This is a genomic window from Acidovorax sp. NN32, from assembly GCF_057597245.1.
The window spans coordinates 863497-881674 of record NZ_CP199679.1 but is presented as its reverse complement, the minus strand read 5'-3'; the positions used below and the strand labels follow the sequence as shown (position 1 = coordinate 881674).

Here is an 18178-nt window from a genome sequence, read left to right as displayed (position 1 = left end):
TGTCCAGTTCGAACGGACTCGTTACGGTCCTGCGTACTCAGCCACCTTAAATGCTCAGTAGAGATGACACCACAAATAGTGAAGAAGCTCGTTTGCGTACTCATTGGCCAAGCAGTTCTCTCTTTCTGTGTAGCGGGCGTGTTCATGGTGTTTCACTCTCCCATGATCAAGACGGACACCATTGGGATGGTCGAAAACATCGACAGAAATTATGTGCACCGCGACCAGCTGACTCCTGCGCAGATCAGTGAGTTGAACGAATACAAACGCGCCATCCAAACAAACGAAGACGCTCATTGGGCAAGGCATCGCTTTTCTCGGATTGTGGTGATTTACGGATTCTCGCTATCGGCAGCTTTGAGCCTTGTAGTCGGCTGGTTTCTTGCGCGGCGGGTGTATCAAGACCCTTCGCCGAGTTAACGCAGCGCTATCCGAGGCCACTCCAACGCTGGGCAAAGTATCAACTGGCGCTACTAGCTAACCCGAGCTGCGGCGCTGGGCACCATTCCCTCTCACTAAATGCCCGCAGCCTTCAACCCCAACATCCCCCGCGCCTCCTGCGGCGAAGCCACCTCCCGCCCCGCATTGCGCGCGTACTCCGCCAGCTTCTCAATCAAGGGCGCGTTCGAATCCGCCTTCATCCCGTCCGGCAGATAGAACGTGTCCTCCAGCCCCGTGCGCAAATGCCCGCCCAGTTCCGCCACGCGCTGGTGCACCGGCCAGATCTCGCTGCGACCGATGACGGTGGCCTGCCAGGGGGCGTCCTTGATCTTGAGTTTGAGCAGGATGGGCAACAGGTCCGGGTCGGCGGGCATGCCGGATTCAACGCCCATCACAAAGTTGTATTCGGGCAGGCGCTCGGTGTACATGCCGGTCTGCACATACATCTCCACGCAGCGGACGATGCCCACGTCAAAGCATTCGAACTCGGGCAACGTGCCGGTCTCCAGCATCACGTCGATGAAGTCCTTGACCTTGGCGGGCTGGTTGTCGAACAGCATGGGCGGCCAGGCCCAGGTGCCGTTGCTGCGCACCTTCAGGTAGTTGAGCGAGCCGGCGTTGCACGCCGCCATCTCGGGGCGGGTGGCGCGCAGGCAATCGAGCGGGCCCTGATAGTTGGGGCCGACCACGCCGGTGGTCTGATTGATGATCAAACCCGCGCAGGCCTCGCGCATGGCTTGCACGCAGTCGCGCGCCACCTGCGGGTCCCAACTGGGCAGGTGGCCTTTGCCGGGCTCCTGGTTGCGAAAGTGCACGTGGATGACGGCGGCGCCAGCGTCGTAGGCACGGCGGGCCTCTTTGGCCAGTTGCTCGGGCGTGACGGGCACGTGGTGCTGGCCGGGGTCGGTCAGCACGCCGGTGATGGCGCAGGTGATGATGGCTTTGTTGCCGTGGTCGGTGCTGTGCATGGTGCCTGTCTCCTTCATTCAAATGCCGAGCTGCTTGGCAGCCAGGTCTTTCATGATTTCTTCCGCACCGCCGCCGATCATCATGACCTTGACCTCGCGGTAGATGCGCTCGCTGACGGTGCCGCGCATGAAGCCCATGCCACCCAGGATCTGCACGGCCTGGTCGGCGCAGAACTGCATGGTTTGGGTGGCGTGGTTCTTGAGCAGGCACACCTGCGCTACCCACTCGGGGCCGGTGCGGCCCGCGTCGGCCTGCGCGGCCACGGACTCGCACCACGCGGCGGTGGACTGGATGCGCATCTGCATGTCCACCAGCTTGTGGCGGATGACCTGGTGCTCGACCAGCGCGGCGCCAAAGGTCTTGCGCTGGCGCGCCCAGGCCAGGGCTTCGTCATAGCAGGCCTCGGCAAAGCCCAGGGCCGATGCGGCCAGGCCAAAGCGCTCGCTGTTGAAGTTGGACATGATGATGCGAAAGCCCGCGCCCTCTTCACCCAGCAGGTAGCGCGCAGGCACGCGAACGTTGTCAAAGCGCAGATGGGCGGTGTCGGAGCAGAGCCAGCCCATCTTGTCGAGCTTGCTGCGCGACAGGCCTGCGCTGTGGCCGGGGATGAGCAGCATGGAAATACCTGCACTGCCTTTGCTACCTGCTTCGCCGGTACGAACAGCCACTGTGATCCAGTCCGCACGCATGCCGGAGGTGATGAACACCTTTTCGCCGTTGACGATGTACTCATCACCCTCTCGCCGCGCGGTGGTCTTGAGCTGTGCCACATCGGACCCGCCACCGGGTTCGGTGATCGCCAGTGCGGCAATCTGCTCGCCCGCCAGCACCGGTGGAATGACCTCGGCACGCACAGCATCGCTGCCATGCGCCAGCACGGGCGGCAGACCGATGTTGTGCGACAGCAGGCTGGCCAGCACACCACCGCTGGCACCGTGGCGGCTGAGCGCGCGCCACAGCGGCAAGCGCAGCTGGTAGCTGGCAGGCGTACCGCCGTACTGCTCTGGGTAGCCCAGGCCCAGCAGGCCCAGGTCGGCCGCGCGGCGGTACAGGCTGCGGGGGAACTCACCGGCTGCATCCCACGCGTCCACATGCGGCGCGATCTCGGTGCGGGCAAAGCGGGTGACGGTGTCGGTGAGGGCGGTGCGGTCTTCGTCCCTCACAGAACTTGCATCGGACGTAGCGGTCATGCGGGCGCTCCTTGCGTGGCGGGTGCAAAGCGGGCCAGCACCTGGCCGGGCGACACCTGCTGGCCGGGGGCTACCAGCAGCTCGGCCACCGTGGCGGCGGCGGGGCTGGCCAGGCTGTGTTCGAGCTTCATGGATTCGATGACCACCACCGTATCGCCCGCCGCCAGCGCCTGGCCTGCTGCCACGGGCAGCGCGACCACCTTGCCGTTGAAGGGGGCGCGCAACTCCGTCGCACCGCCCGCCGCACCCGCGCGTGTGGCGGGCTCCCACGATGCGTCTTCCACCCAGCCGTCCACGCCGCCGATCTGCCAATGCCAGCGCAGCGGCTCCACGGCAACGTAGTGCACACCGCGCTGAGGCAACTGGAGCGTGATGGTGGTGGGCTCTGCCCCGGCCTGCTCTACCTGCAGCCGCCCGCTGCCCAGCTCTCGCACGGTGACGGCGTGCACCTCGCCCTGGTGGCGCAGGCGCAGAGGCCGGGTCATGGAACAAGGCAGATCCGATGCCGGATTTGAAGCAAAAATGGCCTCTAGCGCAGGAGGAACAAGCGCTGATAGCTCTTCATTTAATAGCAACTCCTGCAGACCAGCAGCGTGCTCCGCCAGGAACGGAACCAGCGCCTGTCCACTGGCAAACACGGGGTGCTGCAGGCAGGCCGCCAGAAACGCGCGGTTGGTGGGCAAGCCCAACACGCGGGTGCCCTGCAACGCGCGGACCAGCGCGGCGATGGCCTCAGCCCGCGTGGGCGCGTGCACGATGAGCTTGCCCAGCATGGCGTCGTAGTGGGGGGTAACTTCGGCGCCCTCTTCCAGCGCATGGTCAAAACGCAGCGCGCCCGGCGCGGCCCGCTCAAACGCGGTGGCAGGCGGCGCGCTGAAGTGCAGCACGCGGCCCGTGTGGGGGCGGAAATGTGCGTCTTCGGCACACAGGCGCACTTCAATGGCGTGGCCTTGCAAGACCACCTGCGATTGCGCAAGGGGCAGCGGCTCGCCACGAGCCACGCGGATCTGCCACTCCACCAGGTCCAGCCCCGTGAGCGCTTCGGTCACCGGGTGCTCCACTTGCAGACGGGTGTTCATCTCCATCAAGAAGAATTCAGCCCCGTCCAGAAGGAATTCCACCGTGCCCGCCCCCACATAGCCAGCGGCCTGTGCCAGCGCCACGGCGCAGGCGCCCATGCGTTCGCGCAGCGCTGCGTCCACGGCGGGGCTGGGGGACTCTTCAATGATCTTCTGGTGGCGGCGCTGCACCGAGCAATCGCGCTCGCCCAGGTGGATGCACGCGCCGTGGGCGTCGGCAAAGATCTGCACCTCCACATGGCGCGGCTGCAACAGCGCGCGTTCGATGAGCAGGTCGCCACAGCCAAAGCCCGCCAGTGCTTCGGACCGGGCGCTGGCGAGCGCGGCGGGCAACTGCGACAGGTCGGTGACCAGGCGCATGCCGCGCCCTCCCCCACCCGCCACGGCCTTGACCATGAGGGGCGTGCCGATGCGTGCAGCCTCGGCGGCAAAGCGTTCGTCGCTCTGGTCGTCGCCCGCATAGCCGGGCAGGCAGGGCACGTCCTGCGACTGGGCCAACGCCTTGGCCCGGGCCTTGCTGCCCAGCGCGCGGATGGCGCCGGGCGGCGGGCCGATCCAGGTCAGGCCCGCATCGACCACGGCCTGGGCGAAGTCGGCGTTCTCGCTGAGAAAGCCATAGCCGGGGTGCACTGCATCTGCGCCGGTGGCACGGGAGGCGGCCAGCAGCTTGTCGGTGCGCAGGTAGGTGTCGGCACTGGACGCGCCGCCCAACGCCACCGCCTGGGTGGCCTCGCGCACATGCAGGGCGTTGGCATCGGGGTCGGAATAGACCGCAACGGTTTCGATGCCCATGCGGTGGGCGGTGTGGATGATGCGGCGGGCGATTTCGCCGCGATTGGCGATGAGGATCTTTTTCATAGGCTGTGCTCTCGCGGCTCCATCGCCCGCCTGCACGCTGCGCGTGCACGGGCAATCTGCTTCGCCATGCCTGCGGCATGAACGCCGCGATTGGCGATGAGGATCTTTTTCATGGCTTCGCGCTCCAGGGCGGCGCCTTGCGCGCAGCAAACGCCGCCAGCCCTTGCGGCGCCTCGGGGCCACGCAGCGCCTGCGAAAAAGCAATTGCCGCTTCGTCCAGCAGCGCGGGCAACGGCGTTTCGGCTTGGGCCAGCAACAAACGTTTGGTGGCGGCTACAGCTTGGGGTGCGGCGGCGGCGTGGCGTGCGATGGCAGCCCGTACAGCCGCATCCATGTCGCCCTCCACCACGTCATCGACCAAGCCCAAGCGCTGGGCGGCAGCAGCATCCCAGCGCTCGCCGGTCAGCAAACACCGCCGCGCAGCAGACGGGCCAAGGCGCCGCACCACAAAGGGCGCGATCTGCGCAGGCACGATGCCCAGCGTGACCTCGGGCGTGGCGAACTGCGCGCTGGTATGGGCCAGCACCTGGTCGGCGCAGCACACCAGGCCAAAGCCGCCGCCCATGGCCGCGCCCTCCACCGCCACCACGAGCCACTGCGGCAGCGCGCACAGGGCCTGCAGCAGCGTGCCGAATCGGCGGTTCAGCGGTACCAGCGGGTCAGCCTCGCCCTCAGCCAGGGGCTGGCCAATGGTCTTGGCAAATCCGCCCAGGCTGCCACCCGCGCAGAAGTGACCACCGGCACCGCGCAACACCACGCCACGCAGCTCGGTATCGGCCGCAGCTCGCTCACACGCGGCTATCAAACCGTCAACCATCGCCTCGGACAGCGCATTGCGGCTGGCCGGGTCGTTGAGCGTCCAGGTTTCCATGCTGCCGCTGGCAAGTTGCATACGGTCTATGAGCAAAGGGGTATGGGTCATTTCGGTGCTCCATTGCACGCACGCAACGAGCTGCATTCACTCCCTCTCCCCTTGCGGGAGAGGGCTGGGGAGAGGGGGTCTCGGACAGGGGCACGGCGCTGGTTCACCCCCCTCTCCCCAACCCCTCTCCCGCGAGGGGAGAGGGGCTGCACCGTGCCCACTGCACGTTTTCGGGGCAAATTTTTTCCCCTCATACGGGCCGCTTCGCAATGCCCATGAGCTTGGCGAGGATGCCGAGCATGACCTCGTCCGCCCCGCCGCCGATGGACGCCAGCCGCCCGTCGCGGTACATGCGCGAGACCTTGTTCTCCAGCGTGAAGCCCATGCCGCCCCAGAACTGCAGGCAGGTGTCGGGCACCTCGCGGTTCAGGCGGCCAGCCTTGAGCTTGGCCATGCTGGCGAGCTCCAGCACGTCCTGCCCGTTCACGTACAGATCGCAGGCGCGATAGGTGAGTGCACGCAACGCTTCGACCTCGGTCTTGAGTTCGGCCAGCTTGAACTGCACCCACTGCTGGTCGGCCAGCGTGCTGCCAAACAGCTTGCGCTCCTGTGCGTAGTCGATGGTCCACTGGATGCAGTGGTTCAGCGATTCGAGCGTGCTGGCGGCGCACCACAGGCGCTCTTCCTGGAACTGCTGCATCTGGTAGATAAAGCCCTGCCCTTCGGCACCGATGCGGTAGCGCTGCGGCACGCGCACCTCGTCAAAGTAGATCAGGCCGGTGTCGCTGCTGTGCATGCCGATCTTGCGGATCTTTTGCGCCACCTCGATGCCCTTGGTGAGCTTGCCGCCCGGGCCATCGCGCATGGGCACCATCACCAGGCTCTTGTTCTTGTGCACGGGGCCTTCGCCGGTGTTCACCAGCATGCACATCCAGTCGGCCTGCAGGCTGTTGGTGATCCACATCTTCTGGCCGGTGATCACGTAGTCGTCGCCGTCCTTGCGCGCCACGCTCTTGATGCCCGACACATCGCTGCCCGCCGCAGGCTCGCTCACGCCGATGCAGCCCACCATGTCGCCCGCAATTGCAGGGGCCAGAAAGTTGCGCTTGAGTTCTTCGCTGCCGTAGCGCGCCAGCGCCGGGGTGCACATGTCGGTCTGCACGCCGATGGCCATGGGCACGCCGCCGCAGTGGATGTGGCCCAGTGCCTCGGCCATGGCCAGGCTGTACGAATAGTCCAGGCCCTGACCGCCGTAGTCCTCGGGCTTGCACAGGCCCAGCAGGCCCAGGTTGCCCATCTTCTTGAAGACCTCGTGCGCGGGGAAGATCTCGGCCGCTTCCCACTCGTCCACGCGGGGGTTGATCTCCTCGTCAATGAAACGCTTGAGGGTCTTCTGGATCTCGCGGTGCTCGTGCGTGAACTGCATGGTGCTTGTCTCCTGCTGTTGCGTTTGTACGTTTGTGTGCCTGCAAACCTCGATCACGAAAGCTGAAACTGCCCCAGCGGCTGGGGCCGCCCGTTGAGCACCAGCTCCACCTGGTGCGCGCCGGTGTAGTGGGTGCGTGTGGTCATCTGCTGCAGCGACAGCGTCTTGCCTACGGCCACGGTGGCACCGGGCGGTATGTCCAGCGTCTGCAGCTTGAACACCTTGGGCGCCGCGCCGCCGTGGGCCTTGACGTAGTGCACCTTCAGGTCCGCCAACACGCGCTGGGGCTGCGGCGTGGGGTTGTGCAGTTCGGCCTCGATGCGCACCTTGTCGCCGATGCGTGCGCGGGCGGGCAGCACGCGCACGGATCGCACGTCCAGCGCCACGGCATGGCCCACGCCCAGAGCATCGAGCGCAGCGGCGTCGCCCCGTTTGATGAGAAAGCGCAGGCCGTGGCGCACCAGGGCCTCGCGCGGGGCGGGTGCGCCCTGCAGCCAGGTGCGCGCGGTGCCCACGGCCAGCTCGGGGTGGTCCTTGGCGATATCGCCCAGGTGGTTGGCCACGGAGCGACGCACGTAAGACGATGGGTCGTCCTTGAGCGCATCGAGCAACGGCAGGGCCAGTTGCGGGTTGTTCTGGAATGCAGGCAAACGCGGCGCCCAGGGCAAGCGGGGCCGCGTGCCTTCGCTCACCAGGCGGCGCACATGGGCGTTTTCATCCTGCGCCCAGTCACGCAGCCGCGCTAGCGTGGCGCCCTGGTGGTGCAGCAGATAGGGGCGTATGCAGAACTCGGCCGTAAAGCGCTGGGTGAGCGCGTGCTGCGCGGCCATGGCCGCCTCGAAATGCGGCAGGCCGTGTGTGCCGATGTAGATGCTGTGGGGCAGGTACAGGAAGGCGCTGTAGGGGCGGTCACCCGCATCGGGCTCACCGGCGGCATCGATGCCCATCGACGGGTCCATCGAATCGACCAGCACGCCCAGCGCACGCGGCACGTCTTGCGGCAGGTGGGCCTGCAGGGCGTGCGCAATGCGCTGGCCGCGCGCCATCAGCTCCAGCGATTCGTAGCCGGGCTGTACTTGCTGCAGAAACGCGGTGGTGTCGAACTTGCGCCACGCACGGCGCACCATGGCCGCGATGCGCGGGGGTACGGTGTCGTTCAGCAGGTATTTGAGAGGCTCGGCCATCGTGAAGGTTGCGTGCGAAGCGCTTACATCCGCGCCACGCCAAAGCTCAGGGGCCGCAGCGTGCGCGCCTGCGCCTCGGCACAGGTATCCAGGCAAAACGCCAGCACGGCGCGCGTGTCGCGCGGGTCGATCACGCCGTCGTCCAGCAGCAGGCCGCTGGTGTAGAACGCATCGGCCTGGGCCTCGAACATGGCGACAATCTTGTCGAATTGGGCCTGCGATTCGGCCGGGTCGGGCGTGATGCCTTTGCGCGCCAGCGCCGCCTCGGTCACGATCTGCATGGTGCGTGCGGCCTGCTCGCCGCCCATCACCGCCGTCTTGGCACCGGGCCAGCTGAATAGGAAGCGCGGCGCATAGCCGCGCCCACACATGCCGTAGTTGCCCGCACCAAAACTGGCGCCGCACTGGATGGTGATCTGCGGCACGGTGGCGTTGGTCACGGCCTGGATCATCTTGCTGCCGTGCTTGATCATGCCGCCCTGCTCGCTGTCCTTGCCCACCATGTAGCCCGTGGTGTTCTGCAGGTAGATGATGGGGTGGCCCAGCTGGCACATCCACTGGATGAAGTGCGTGGCCTTGTTGGCGCCCGCCACGTCGATGGGGCCGTTGTTGCTGATGAAGCCCACGGCATGGCCCTGGATGTGGCCCTGGGCGCAGACGGTGGCCATGCCGTAGCGGGCCTTGAATTCGAGCAGTTCCGAGCCGTCCACCAGCCGCGCCATCACCTCGCGCATGTCCACGGGTTGGCGCAGGTCGGCAGACATCAGGGAGAGCAGATCGTCTGCGGGCAAGGTGGGCCCAGGTGCGCTGGGTCGCCGGGGCATGTTCCACCCCAGCTGCGCGACCACATCGCGTGCCAGGCCAATCGCTTCACGGTCGTCCTGCGCCAGGTATTCGCCTAGGCCCGAGACGGCGGTATGCATCTCGGCACCGCCCAGTTCTTCTTCCGTCGCAATCTCGCCCGTCGCAGCCATGAGCAGCGGCGGCCCGGCCAGGAAGGCGCGCGAGCGGCCCTGCACCATGATCACCACATCCGACAATCCGGGCATGTAGGCGCCGCCTGCAGTGCCCGAGCCGTGCTGCACGGTGATCACCGGAATGCCCGCCGCCGACAGCCGCGCGAGGTTGCGGAACAGCGTGCCGCCGTGCACGAAGCCCTCCACCCGGTAGCGCATGAGGTTGGCGCCCGCGCTCTCCACCAGGTGGATGAACGGCAAGCGGTTTTGCAGCGCGATTTCCTGCACGCGCAAGATCTTTTCCAGGCCCATGGGCTGGATGGCCCCTGCCTCGATGCCCGAATCGCTGGCCACCACCATGCAGCGCACGCCACTCACAAAGCCGATGCCCGCGACCATGCCGCCAGCGGGCACGGACTTGTCGGGGTCTTTCACGTCCTGCAGGTAGCCCGCCAGGGTGCACAGCGGCAGCCAGGGCGCACCCGCATCCAGCAGCAGCGCCACACGCTGGCGCGGCAGTAGCTGGCCGCGTTTTTCAAACTGAGGCAGCGACCGGGCCGAAGCGGCGGCGGCACGCTCTTCCAACGCGCGCAGGGCATGAAGGCGGACCTGCAGCGCCGCTCGGCGCTGCGTGGCCTCGGCGCCGCCTGGGTTGAATCGGGAAGTGAAGACGGCAGTCATGCGGCCTCGGTCTTGGGGGGATAGGAAGGTGCAAACACCTGGGGCACCTGCGCGCGGTGAAAGCCGTCAAACGGCCGCACGGCCGGGTGTGCTGCGGCAGTGGCACCAGGCGGGCGCTGCGGCCAGCCCATGCGCACCTGGGGCCGTGCGCCGTCCACCCGCAGCGTGGTGCCACTGATGAAGCTGGCTGCCGGGCTGAGCAAAAAGGCAATTGCGGCCGACACCTCGGCCTCGTTGCCAAAGCGGCCGAGCGGCACCGTGCGCGGCATAGCACGCAGCATGTCTGCAGCCTCGGGCGGGTAGTTGTCCATGCCGCTGGAGGCGATATAGCCTGGCGCCACGGCGTTCACGCGCACACCGCTGTGTGCCCATTCCAGCGCAGCGGTTTCGGTGAAACTGACCATGCCCGCTCGCGCAGCCCCGCTGTGCCCCATGCCCGGCATGGAGCCCCACATGTCGGCCACGATGTTGACGATGGAGCCCCCGTGCTGCGCCATCCACTGCCGGTAGCACTCGCACGCCATCAAAAAGCCGCCGGTGAGGTTGGTGTTCAGCACCGCCTCCCAGCCCTTGGCGCTGATGGATTCAAGCGGCGACATGAACTGCCCGCCCGCATTGTTGACCAGCGCATCGATGCGGCCCTGCGCAGCGATGATCTGCTGCACCAGCGCCACCACACCTTCCTCGGATCGGATATCGCACACCTCGCTGGACACGCGGCCGCCATCGGCGGTGATCTCTTCGGCCACGGCCAGCAGCTTTTCTGGCTTGCGCCCCACCAGCACCACATGCGCCCCCAGGTGTGCCAGTTCGTGTGCCGTGCACCGGCCAATGCCGGAGCCACCGCCGGTGACGACCACCACCTGGCCCAGGAACAGGCCCGGAGCAAACACTGACTGGTAGGCGTTGCGCGCGGTGGGGGCCATGGTGACTCTGCCTTGATGGGGTTGTTTGTTATGAACGGATGAACAAGGCCAACGCCTCGTCGGTGAGCGCGTCGAGCGACTTGCCCTTCTTGGGCGAGAACCATTGCACCGCCCAGTTGAGCGCCCCGAAGATGAACAGCCGCGCCACACCGGGCTCGGCCTGCAGCGCGCCCTGCTGTGCCAGCGCTTCCAGCACAGGCATCCAGGTGGCCTCGTAGCTGTCCTTGATGCGGGCAATGCCCTTGCGCTGCGCGGGCGTAAGCGAACGCCACTCGTACAGCATCACCGGGATGAAGCTGCTGCGGGGCCCGAGCAGGATCTCGAAATGGTGGCGAATGAGCGTGTGCAGCTGCTCGCGCGGTGTGGCCGTGGCGGGCAGTGCATTGAGTGCCTGCTGCTGGCTTTGTGTGGCCATGGTCATGCCCTCGCTCATCACGGCGTAGAGCAGCGCGCTTTTGCTTTCGAAATGGTAGAAGGGCGAGCCGCTGTGCATGCCCGCCGCCGCCGCAATGTCGCGCGTGCTGGTGGCGGCAAAGCCCTGGGTACGGAACAGCTTGGCGGCGCCGTCCATGAGCTTGCGGCGGCGGTTACCGTCGTCGAGTTCTTCGGCGGTTTTGCGGGGGCGTCCGCGCGGGCGACGGGGGGGTTCTTCGGAGGGGGATTGTGTTGTGGTTGCCGAGTTGGCGTTGAGGGGCGCTACGGCCTTGCTGCGGGGGCGGGCCGGGGGCTTCTTGAAAGTGGGGGCGATGGCGCGGGTGCGCGGCACGGGTGAGTCCATGCAGGCACGATAGCAAAACTGTTTATTTTTAGCAAGCAAGTGCTTTGTAAAAATAGATTGCTTGTCTGATCGTGACTGCCACGGGTGCTTTTTGAGGATAAGCGCCAGTATTCACTGCCTGATTTGCTATTCATTTGGAAGCAGATCGCGTGCCTATGCGAAGGACGGAGGCCGGGAGTCGCCCGGCAGGCGAGTAACTTTCTTTCGCGTTGCCGAGAGGGTGTAGAAGAAATCTATCTCAACCGCCCCAGCAGCATCCGCGCCTGCGCCAGCCACACCCATGCCTGCGCATAGAACGGCTTGCGATCATGGTGCATCACAAGCCTTCGGTTACGCTCCAGCCATGCATGGGTGCGCTCCACCACCCAACGCTTCTTGGGCATGGCCACCGGCTGCTCTTCGCTCCACAACGATTGCTGAGCGTCATCCCAACGGTGACGGCCACTGTTTCGCACTATCTGCACCTGCACCCGGTGCACCTTTTCGATCTCCTGAGCACATTGCCCGGCATATGCACTGTCGGCCCACAACACCTTCAACGACCCGCCTGTGCGTGCGCACGCCTGTGCCACTGCTTGCCCAGCCGCTGCGCGGTCCGGTACAGCGGCGCTGGTGACCACCACCGCCAGCAGCAATCCCAGCGTATCCACGACCAGATGGCGCTTGCGCCCTTGAACCTTCTTGCCCGCATCAAAGCCCAGCGTTCCGCCCTGAGGGCTGCCACGGTTGGATTGGGAGTCGATCACGGCTTCACTGGGCTGCTCTGCGCGCTCCACACGTTGCCGCCACTGCTGGCGCAGACGCTCGTGCAGCGCTTCAAACTTGCCTTGACGGGCCCAGCGTACAAAGGCTTTTTGCACCGACTGCCAGGGAGGATAGATCTGGGTGGGCAGGTTGCGCCAGGACGAGCCGGTGCGCAGCACGTAGCAGCACGCTTCAACCACGCTGCGTCGAGAGTACGTTGCAGGCCGACCTCGCGCGCCGGGCTCTGGTTCGAACAAGTCCTGGGCCAGTGCCCATTCAGCGTCTGTGAGGGCAAGGGCCATGCCCGAGTCGCTGCTGGGGCGATGCAGGGCGGTGTAGCCGTAGCGGGTGCCAGGCTGCTGGGGGTTGGCGCGTGCCAGTTGCTGCTTGGGTCGTGTCCGCTGTAACCCAGCGGCCTTGAGCGCTGCACGCAGGGTCACTGTGCTGGGGGCGTTGCGGCCCATGCGTTCGCCCCAGACCAGGGCCAACTCCGGCAGTGTCGCCTGGGGGTTGTCGCGCACTACCTCGCGCAAGGCTGCGTACTCCCCAGTGGATATCACGGGCGGTCGGCCTGTCTTTGCCATTGCATTGCTCCTGCTTGGTCAGTGCGACAGGATTTTAATTTATTTCTTCTACACCCTCCGAAAGAAAGTCACCAAAGAAAGGGCGACCCTACTGTCTGCGACCCCTTCGCTGCGCTACGGGGCAACCTGGGGTGCTCGGTCACGGGGTGCGCCGCAGAACTCACTGCGCGCCTAAGGCGCTCCGCTCGAACAACTGCGGCGAGTCAGTTCACGAAGCATGGGCGCTCCGACGCCCATGCCCACCCCGCGCCCTGCGCGCCCCAGGCGCATACAGAAGGGAACCCGCGAATCGGACATCCACACGGGCCATCGCTGCACTCGGCCCAGCCTGCGCAGCGCGAGGCGCTTGCGCCCACGAGATGGGGCCGAGCGCAGCAAAGGCCCGTGCGGCTGCTTGGCTGTTCGGCTGTTGGATGTTCGGCTGCCCCCCCCTGCTGGCTGCGCCTGCGGCGGGGCGGTTGTGGGGTGGCATGGGCGTCGAAGCGCCCATGCTTCGTGATCTGACTCGCCGTGGTTGTCCGAGCGGCGCGCGCAGCGCAAAGCGAGTTCCACGGCGCACCCCGCAACCGCCCCGCCGCAGGTTTGCCCCATAGCGAAGCGAAGGGGTCACAGACTGGGGGTCGCCTTTTCTTTGGTGACTTTCTTTTGGCGAAGCAAAAGAAAGTTACTAGCATGCCGGGCGACTCCCGGCTCCCGCACTCAACACGGGAATGCGGTAGCCACCGCCAAAACAAGCTTCGGTAGGCTCAACCCGAACGGATGGGGCGAGAACGAGCTATAAAAACAATAGCTGCCAGCGCTTTATATACAAGCGCCAGCAGCCCAAAATGCCTCAGAACTAGCGAATCAAACCGCGCTGAAATCAGGCTTTCTCTTCTCCATAAAAGCCGAGAACGCCTCCCGCGCCGCAGGCTCACGCAGCATGCGCCCAAAGCTCTCGCCCTCTTCCGCCATCACCTCCAGCACCTTCGCCGTCTGCCCACCCTTCATCAACCGCTTGGTTTCGATGAGCGACGACAACGGCTTGGCAGCCAGCTTCTTCGCCTGCGCCTGTGCGACGCCATTGCACTCGGTGGGCGGCACCACACGATTCACCAGCCCCACTTCCAACGCGGCCTCGGCCATGAAAGGCTCACCCAGCAGCAGCGCTTCCGCAGCGCGGTGGTACCCCAGCATCTGCGGCACCAGCAGGCTCGATGCGGCCTCGGGGCACAGGCCCAGATTGACGAATGGCATGGAGAACGCCGCGTTGTCGCCCGCATAGACCAGGTCGCAATGGAACAGCATCGTCGTGCCGATGCCCACGGCCGGGCCACACACCGAGGCGATCACGGGCTTGGGGAAGGTGGCGATGCCGCGCAGAAAACGGAACACGGGCGAGTCCTGCGTGGCGGGTGGCTGCTGCAGAAAGTCGCCAATGTCATTGCCCGCGCTGAAGATCGCCACGTCGCCCTGGAACACCACCACACGCACGCTGGCATCCGCCTTGGCGGCGTCGAGCGCATCAGCCATGGCGGCGTACATGTCGCGCGTGATGGAGTTCTTCTTGTCCACGCGGTTGAAGGTGATGGTGGTCACGCCCGCTTCGGTGTGAGCAAGGATGTCTTGGGTGGCTTCGGTCATGGTGGTGAAGGTTCCGGGTCGGATGGATTGGGACGAGAGGAATGCGGTACGGCACAGGGCAACAGGCCGACTTCCTATTCCTTGTAGTAAACGATCTGATGGCTGGTGGCCAGCATGGTGCCAGCCTCGTTCCACAGCTGCACTGTCTGGTCAAAGAAACCGTTGCGGAACTCCTGCCCGCGCGCCTGGCCGAGCAGGAAGCCCGTGCCCGTGGCCTGCAGCTGCTCTGCCGTGGCGTGGAAGTACACGGTGATCGACACCGTGCCCGCAGGCACCTGGCGCGCACGGCGCAGCCACACGCGGGGGAAGAACACATCAGCCAATGCGGACAGCGCCACGAAGTCGATCGGCCGCGGTGGTGTGTCGCGCATCCACAGCTGCGTCAGGCTGTGGTCGCCGCTGCCGTCCCAGGTGCGCGGGATGAAGCCAGCGATGGGGCGCATCTCGTAGCGATTGAGCCATTCCACAGCGCCCAAGGGGGCAACGATGGCCTTTTGCTCTGCGGGGGGTGGCACCTGCGGCATGGGCACATCGCCCACGCTCCAGGTCTCGCGGCGCACGGCCGTGACGGCGGTGGCCGTGGTGGTGACCACCTGCGCGCCGTCGGCACCGGCCTGCAGGATCGACAGCGTCCAGTGCTGGGTGGAGCGATTGGTGCGAACAGGAGTTGCCTGCACCGTGAACGCACCAGCGGTCAAAGCGCCCGCATAGTTGACAGTGAGCGACAGCGGGTCGCCCAGCCGGTCGGGGTGCTGCAAGATGGCCTGCAGCAGCGTGGCAGCGGTGATGCCGCCAAACGGGCCGACCATGTTCCAGTAGCCGGGGTGGGTCTGCCCTTCGTACTGGCCCGTCGCAGCGGACGAAGCCGTCAGTTGCAGCGCCTCGTCCAGCGGGTGGGTAGCGGAGGACAAAGACGCAGACGAAGAAGTGGATGAAGAGGAAGTCATGCTGCAAGTGTGCCGCGAAACGACCGCTCAGGCCGTCGTACCGGAGACTTCGCCGTGGGGCATTCCGCCACCGCCCAGCGTGGCCAGCGCAGCCGCTGCGCGCGGCCACAGGCTTTGGCGGAACTGGTCGCGAAAGAAGCCGAAGTGCCCAATGCGCCGCACCTGCAGGTCGGCCGGCGTGATGCTCTCCACGCGGCGCTCGGTGTTGGCGTAGAGGTTCACCAGGTTGTGCGTGCCGCGCAAGGTCATCAGCTCGTCGTCCGCCATCGACAGCGCCAGCACCGGGAACCGCACCGCGCCATAACTCTGCGCCACCGCAGGCCCTTCGGCACCCACGCTGTAGGCAGGATGCAAGCACCAGCGCCGCCACTGCAGGATCACACCCGCCGGAAGGTCGCCCACCTTCTTGAGCGTGCGCCCCGGAAAGTACCCGCACAGCCGCGTGGCCAGCGGCACCAGCACCCACCAGAAATACGGAACGATGCGCTTGAGCTGCGGCGCGTTATCACGCCAGTAGCCGCTGCCTGCAGCCACGCTCAGCAGGCCCGCCACCTGTTCGGGCTTCTTGAGCAGCCCTGGCAATTGCGCGCCCAGGCTGTGGCCCAGCAGGAACAAAGGCTGCTCAGGCAACGCGGCCTTGGCGCCAGAGATCACCGCCTCATAGTCCTGCGCCCAATCAAACAGATCCGCCTTCACATCGCGCATCGCGCCCTGCAGCGAATCGCCATGGCCTCGGTAATCAAACGTGGTGACCCGAAACCCCTGCTGCGCCATCCACAGCGCAAAGGCCTCGTAGAACGACTGCCGCACCCCCATCGCGCCGCCGATGACAACGCTGGCGCGCGGTGCGCCCTCGGGTTCGTAGACGCGCAGTGCCAATGACACTGCCCCGTTGACCTGCAAGGTTTGCTTGTTCATGTCTGTCTCCTTGTGTCGAACCGCTCTGCGTCGGCTTGAAAAGAAAACTATCGCTTGGCGGTGGCCTTGGCTTCGACAGGCTCAGCTCGAACGGTTGGGGGATAGCAACCAACTTCTTGTCCCCGCCCTCCCCGGCCTTCACACCCCGCTCTCCAGGGCGTAGCGAGCGGGATCAGCTGCTAGGCGGACGGAGCACAGGAACCGGAACGTACTTCCTGTACGTGAGGATTCCGAGCGCCGCCCAACGACGCAGATGGCCCGCGCAGTAGCCAGTTACAACGCTTCGATGATGCCGGCGGCGCCTTGGCCGGTCCCTACGCACATCGTGACCATGCCGTACTTCAGCTTGTGCCGACGCAGCGCATGCACCACCGTCGCCGCACGGATGGCACCGGTAGCGCCCAGCGGGTGCCCCAATGCAATGGCGCCGCCCATGGGGTTCACGTTCGCAGGGTTCAGCCCCAGCGTATTGATGACGGCCAGCGACTGCGCCGCAAACGCTTCATTCAGCTCATACCAGCCAATATCGTCGCTCTTGAGACCCGCATAACGCAGGGCCGCAGGAATCGCTTCGATAGGACCGATGCCCATGATCTCGGGCGGCACGCCGCGCGCTGCGTAGCTCACAAAACGCGCCAGCGGCGTCAGGCCAAACTGCTTCACCGCCTTTTCGCTGGCCACGATGAGCGCACCGGCGCCATCGCTGGTCTGCGAGCTGTTGCCCGCCGTGACGCTGCCGCGCGCCGCAAACACGGGCTTGAGCTTGGCCAGACCTTCCAGGGACGTGTCGGGGCGGGGGCCCTCATCCAGGCTCACGGTGCGGCGCTTTTCCAGCACTTCGCCGGTCGCGAGGTTGGGCGAACGCTCCACGATTTCGTAGGGCGTGATTTCGTCGCTGAACTCACCGGCCTTTTGCGCCTTGATGGCGCGCAGGTGGGATTCGAGGGCGAACGCATCCTGCATTTCGCGGCTCACCTTCCACTGCTGGGCGACCTTTTCAGCGGTCAGGCCCATGCCGTAGGCGATGCCCACGTTTTCGTCCTTGGCAAAGATCTCAGCATTGAATGAGGGCTTGTTGCCGCCCATGGGCACCAGGCTCATGGACTCGGCGCCACCGGCGATCAGCACGTCAGCCTCGCCAACGCGGATGCGGTCGGCCGCCATCTGCAGCGCGGTGATGCCCGATGCGCAAAAACGGTTCACGGTCACGCCGCCCACGGGGTGGTCGAACGCCAGGCCCACGGCAATGCGGGCCATGTTCATGCCCTGCTCACCTTCGGGGAAGGAGCAGCCAATGATGGCGTCTTCAATCGCCTTGGGGTCCAGCGTGGGCACCTGCAGCATGGCGCTCTTGATGGCGGCGACCAGCAGGTCGTCAGGCCGGGTGTTCTTGAAATAGCCGCGGCCCGAGCGCCCGATGGGCGTGCGCGTGGCGGCGACGATGTAGGCGTCCTGGACTTGTTTTTGAGCCATGGTGAAACTCCTTCAATTCTTGGGGGGGCGGCTGGAAGGAACCCAGGCCCACGTAAATACACATTCGACCGGCTCCACACCGGCTTCGTCGGTCACGGTGACTTTCACCTGCACCTCGCCCTTGTCGCTGGCCAACATGGCGGCGCGCTGCTCGGCGGTGAGCGTGGCCACGGCTTTGAGGCCGCCCGTGGCTCGCTTCTTGAACGCCATGGAGAGCTCCTTGGCCAGCGGCAGGCAGTCGTCGCGCACGTTCATGCCCACGGCCATGCCGGTGGCCGTTTCGGCCAGCAGGTTCATGGCCGAGGCGTGCACGCCACCGATGTGGTTTTGCACACGGTGCTCGTTGGCAAGATGCACTTCGACCCGTTCAGGCGTGAGCGACACGAACTTCACCCCGGCCGTGCCGGTAAAGGGCACGGCCCGGCGCAGGATGATGTTCTGCACGAAGCCGCGCATGAAGGCGGGGGCCTCGTCCAGGCGCATCAGCGAGCGCTGCAATTTGTTGGGGGCGTGTTCGCTCATGTCGGTCTACCGGCTAT

Annotated in this window: 16 protein-coding genes; 1 reads left to right on the top strand and 15 read right to left on the bottom strand. The window is 65.8% G+C overall.

The window, feature by feature from the left end:
* The first annotated feature begins 162 nt into the window (after nt 1-162).
* Nucleotides 163-420 carry a hypothetical protein gene (locus ACT89O_RS04120; protein WP_487261911.1) on the top strand — a complete coding sequence of 86 codons (258 nt, stop codon included), beginning with the start codon at nt 163-165 and terminating at the stop codon, nt 418-420.
* A gap of 95 nt (nt 421-515) precedes the next feature.
* Here ACT89O_RS04120 and ACT89O_RS04115 read toward each other — a convergent pair whose 3' ends face one another.
* From ACT89O_RS04115 to ACT89O_RS04045, 15 genes are all read right to left on the bottom strand, one after another.
* Entirely contained in the window at nt 516-1409 is an 894-nt protein-coding gene (locus ACT89O_RS04115) for a beta-keto acid cleavage family enzyme (RefSeq protein ID WP_487261910.1), read from the bottom strand.
* Nucleotides 1410-1427: 18 nt separating this feature from the next.
* Nucleotides 1428-2600 carry an acyl-CoA dehydrogenase family protein gene (locus tag ACT89O_RS04110; protein ID WP_487261909.1) on the bottom strand — a complete coding sequence of 391 codons (1173 nt, stop codon included), beginning with the start codon at nt 2598-2600 and terminating at the stop codon, nt 1428-1430.
* Complete coding sequence (locus tag ACT89O_RS04105) at nt 2597-4537, bottom strand: acetyl/propionyl/methylcrotonyl-CoA carboxylase subunit alpha (RefSeq protein ID WP_487261908.1); 1941 nt, start codon at nt 4535-4537, stop codon at nt 2597-2599. Before ACT89O_RS04105 ends, ACT89O_RS04110 begins: the two co-directional genes overlap by 4 nt.
* A gap of 109 nt (nt 4538-4646) precedes the next feature.
* Nucleotides 4647-5459 (bottom strand): enoyl-CoA hydratase/isomerase family protein, encoded by an 813-nt coding sequence (locus tag ACT89O_RS04100; RefSeq protein ID WP_487261907.1) that lies wholly within the window; start codon nt 5457-5459, stop codon nt 4647-4649.
* A gap of 190 nt (nt 5460-5649) precedes the next feature.
* Nucleotides 5650-6825 carry an acyl-CoA dehydrogenase family protein gene (locus tag ACT89O_RS04095; RefSeq protein WP_487261906.1) on the bottom strand — a complete coding sequence of 392 codons (1176 nt, stop codon included), beginning with the start codon at nt 6823-6825 and terminating at the stop codon, nt 5650-5652.
* Nucleotides 6826-6878: 53 nt separating this feature from the next.
* Entirely contained in the window at nt 6879-8009 is a 1131-nt protein-coding gene (locus ACT89O_RS04090; protein ID WP_487261905.1) for a DNA alkylation repair protein, read from the bottom strand.
* A gap of 23 nt (nt 8010-8032) precedes the next feature.
* Nucleotides 8033-9646 (bottom strand): acyl-CoA carboxylase subunit beta, encoded by a 1614-nt coding sequence (locus tag ACT89O_RS04085; RefSeq protein ID WP_487261904.1) that lies wholly within the window; start codon nt 9644-9646, stop codon nt 8033-8035.
* Complete coding sequence (locus ACT89O_RS04080; protein WP_487261903.1) at nt 9643-10572, bottom strand: SDR family oxidoreductase; 930 nt, start codon at nt 10570-10572, stop codon at nt 9643-9645. Before ACT89O_RS04080 ends, ACT89O_RS04085 begins: the two co-directional genes overlap by 4 nt.
* A 28-nt stretch (nt 10573-10600) precedes the next feature.
* On the bottom strand, nt 10601-11350 hold the full coding sequence (locus tag ACT89O_RS04075) for a TetR/AcrR family transcriptional regulator (RefSeq protein WP_487261902.1): 750 nt from the start codon (nt 11348-11350) through the stop codon (nt 10601-10603).
* A gap of 233 nt (nt 11351-11583) precedes the next feature.
* Nucleotides 11584-12678, bottom strand: a complete 1095-nt coding sequence (locus ACT89O_RS04070) for an IS5 family transposase (protein ID WP_487260675.1) — start codon at nt 12676-12678, stop codon at nt 11584-11586.
* A gap of 846 nt (nt 12679-13524) precedes the next feature.
* Nucleotides 13525-14301: an enoyl-CoA hydratase gene (locus tag ACT89O_RS04065; RefSeq protein WP_010462523.1), complete on the bottom strand. Its 777-nt coding sequence runs from the start codon at nt 14299-14301 to the stop codon at nt 13525-13527.
* Nucleotides 14302-14375: 74 nt separating this feature from the next.
* On the bottom strand, nt 14376-15248 hold the full coding sequence (locus ACT89O_RS04060; protein ID WP_082522361.1) for an acyl-CoA thioesterase: 873 nt from the start codon (nt 15246-15248) through the stop codon (nt 14376-14378).
* A gap of 27 nt (nt 15249-15275) precedes the next feature.
* Nucleotides 15276-16166, bottom strand: coding sequence for an alpha/beta hydrolase family protein (locus ACT89O_RS04055; protein WP_056059401.1), 891 nt, complete (start codon nt 16164-16166; stop codon nt 15276-15278).
* A 273-nt stretch (nt 16167-16439) separates the two neighbouring features.
* Nucleotides 16440-17639, bottom strand: a complete 1200-nt coding sequence (locus ACT89O_RS04050) for an acetyl-CoA C-acyltransferase (RefSeq protein WP_218298864.1) — start codon at nt 17637-17639, stop codon at nt 16440-16442.
* 12 nt (nt 17640-17651) lie between these two features.
* Complete coding sequence (locus ACT89O_RS04045; protein WP_487261901.1) at nt 17652-18161, bottom strand: DUF4442 domain-containing protein; 510 nt, start codon at nt 18159-18161, stop codon at nt 17652-17654.
* Between the last annotated feature and the right edge of the window lie 17 nt (nt 18162-18178).

Bases quoted from the DNA above. Each gene is read 5' to 3' on its own strand.
- ACT89O_RS04120 (WP_487261911.1), top strand. From the start codon at position 163: ATGATCAAGACGGACACCATTGGGATGGTCGAAAACATCGACAGAAAT.
- ACT89O_RS04115 (WP_487261910.1), bottom strand. From the start codon at position 1,409: ATGCACAGCACCGACCACGGCAACAAAGCCATCATCACCTGCGCCATC.
- ACT89O_RS04110 (WP_487261909.1), bottom strand. From the start codon at position 2,600: ATGACCGCTACGTCCGATGCAAGTTCTGTGAGGGACGAAGACCGCACC.
- ACT89O_RS04105 (WP_487261908.1), bottom strand. From the start codon at position 4,537: ATGAAAAAGATCCTCATCGCCAATCGCGGCGAAATCGCCCGCCGCATC.
- ACT89O_RS04100 (WP_487261907.1), bottom strand. From the start codon at position 5,459: ATGACCCATACCCCTTTGCTCATAGACCGTATGCAACTTGCCAGCGGC.
- ACT89O_RS04095 (WP_487261906.1), bottom strand. From the start codon at position 6,825: ATGCAGTTCACGCACGAGCACCGCGAGATCCAGAAGACCCTCAAGCGT.
- ACT89O_RS04090 (WP_487261905.1), bottom strand. From the start codon at position 8,009: ATGGCCGAGCCTCTCAAATACCTGCTGAACGACACCGTACCCCCGCGC.
- ACT89O_RS04085 (WP_487261904.1), bottom strand. From the start codon at position 9,646: ATGACTGCCGTCTTCACTTCCCGATTCAACCCAGGCGGCGCCGAGGCC.
- ACT89O_RS04080 (WP_487261903.1), bottom strand. From the start codon at position 10,572: ATGGCCCCCACCGCGCGCAACGCCTACCAGTCAGTGTTTGCTCCGGGC.
- ACT89O_RS04075 (WP_487261902.1), bottom strand. From the start codon at position 11,350: ATGGACTCACCCGTGCCGCGCACCCGCGCCATCGCCCCCACTTTCAAG.
- ACT89O_RS04070 (WP_487260675.1), bottom strand. From the start codon at position 12,678: ATGGCAAAGACAGGCCGACCGCCCGTGATATCCACTGGGGAGTACGCA.
- ACT89O_RS04065 (WP_010462523.1), bottom strand. From the start codon at position 14,301: ATGACCGAAGCCACCCAAGACATCCTTGCTCACACCGAAGCGGGCGTG.
- ACT89O_RS04060 (WP_082522361.1), bottom strand. From the start codon at position 15,248: ATGACTTCCTCTTCATCCACTTCTTCGTCTGCGTCTTTGTCCTCCGCT.
- ACT89O_RS04055 (WP_056059401.1), bottom strand. From the start codon at position 16,166: ATGAACAAGCAAACCTTGCAGGTCAACGGGGCAGTGTCATTGGCACTG.
- ACT89O_RS04050 (WP_218298864.1), bottom strand. From the start codon at position 17,639: ATGGCTCAAAAACAAGTCCAGGACGCCTACATCGTCGCCGCCACGCGC.
- ACT89O_RS04045 (WP_487261901.1), bottom strand. From the start codon at position 18,161: ATGAGCGAACACGCCCCCAACAAATTGCAGCGCTCGCTGATGCGCCTG.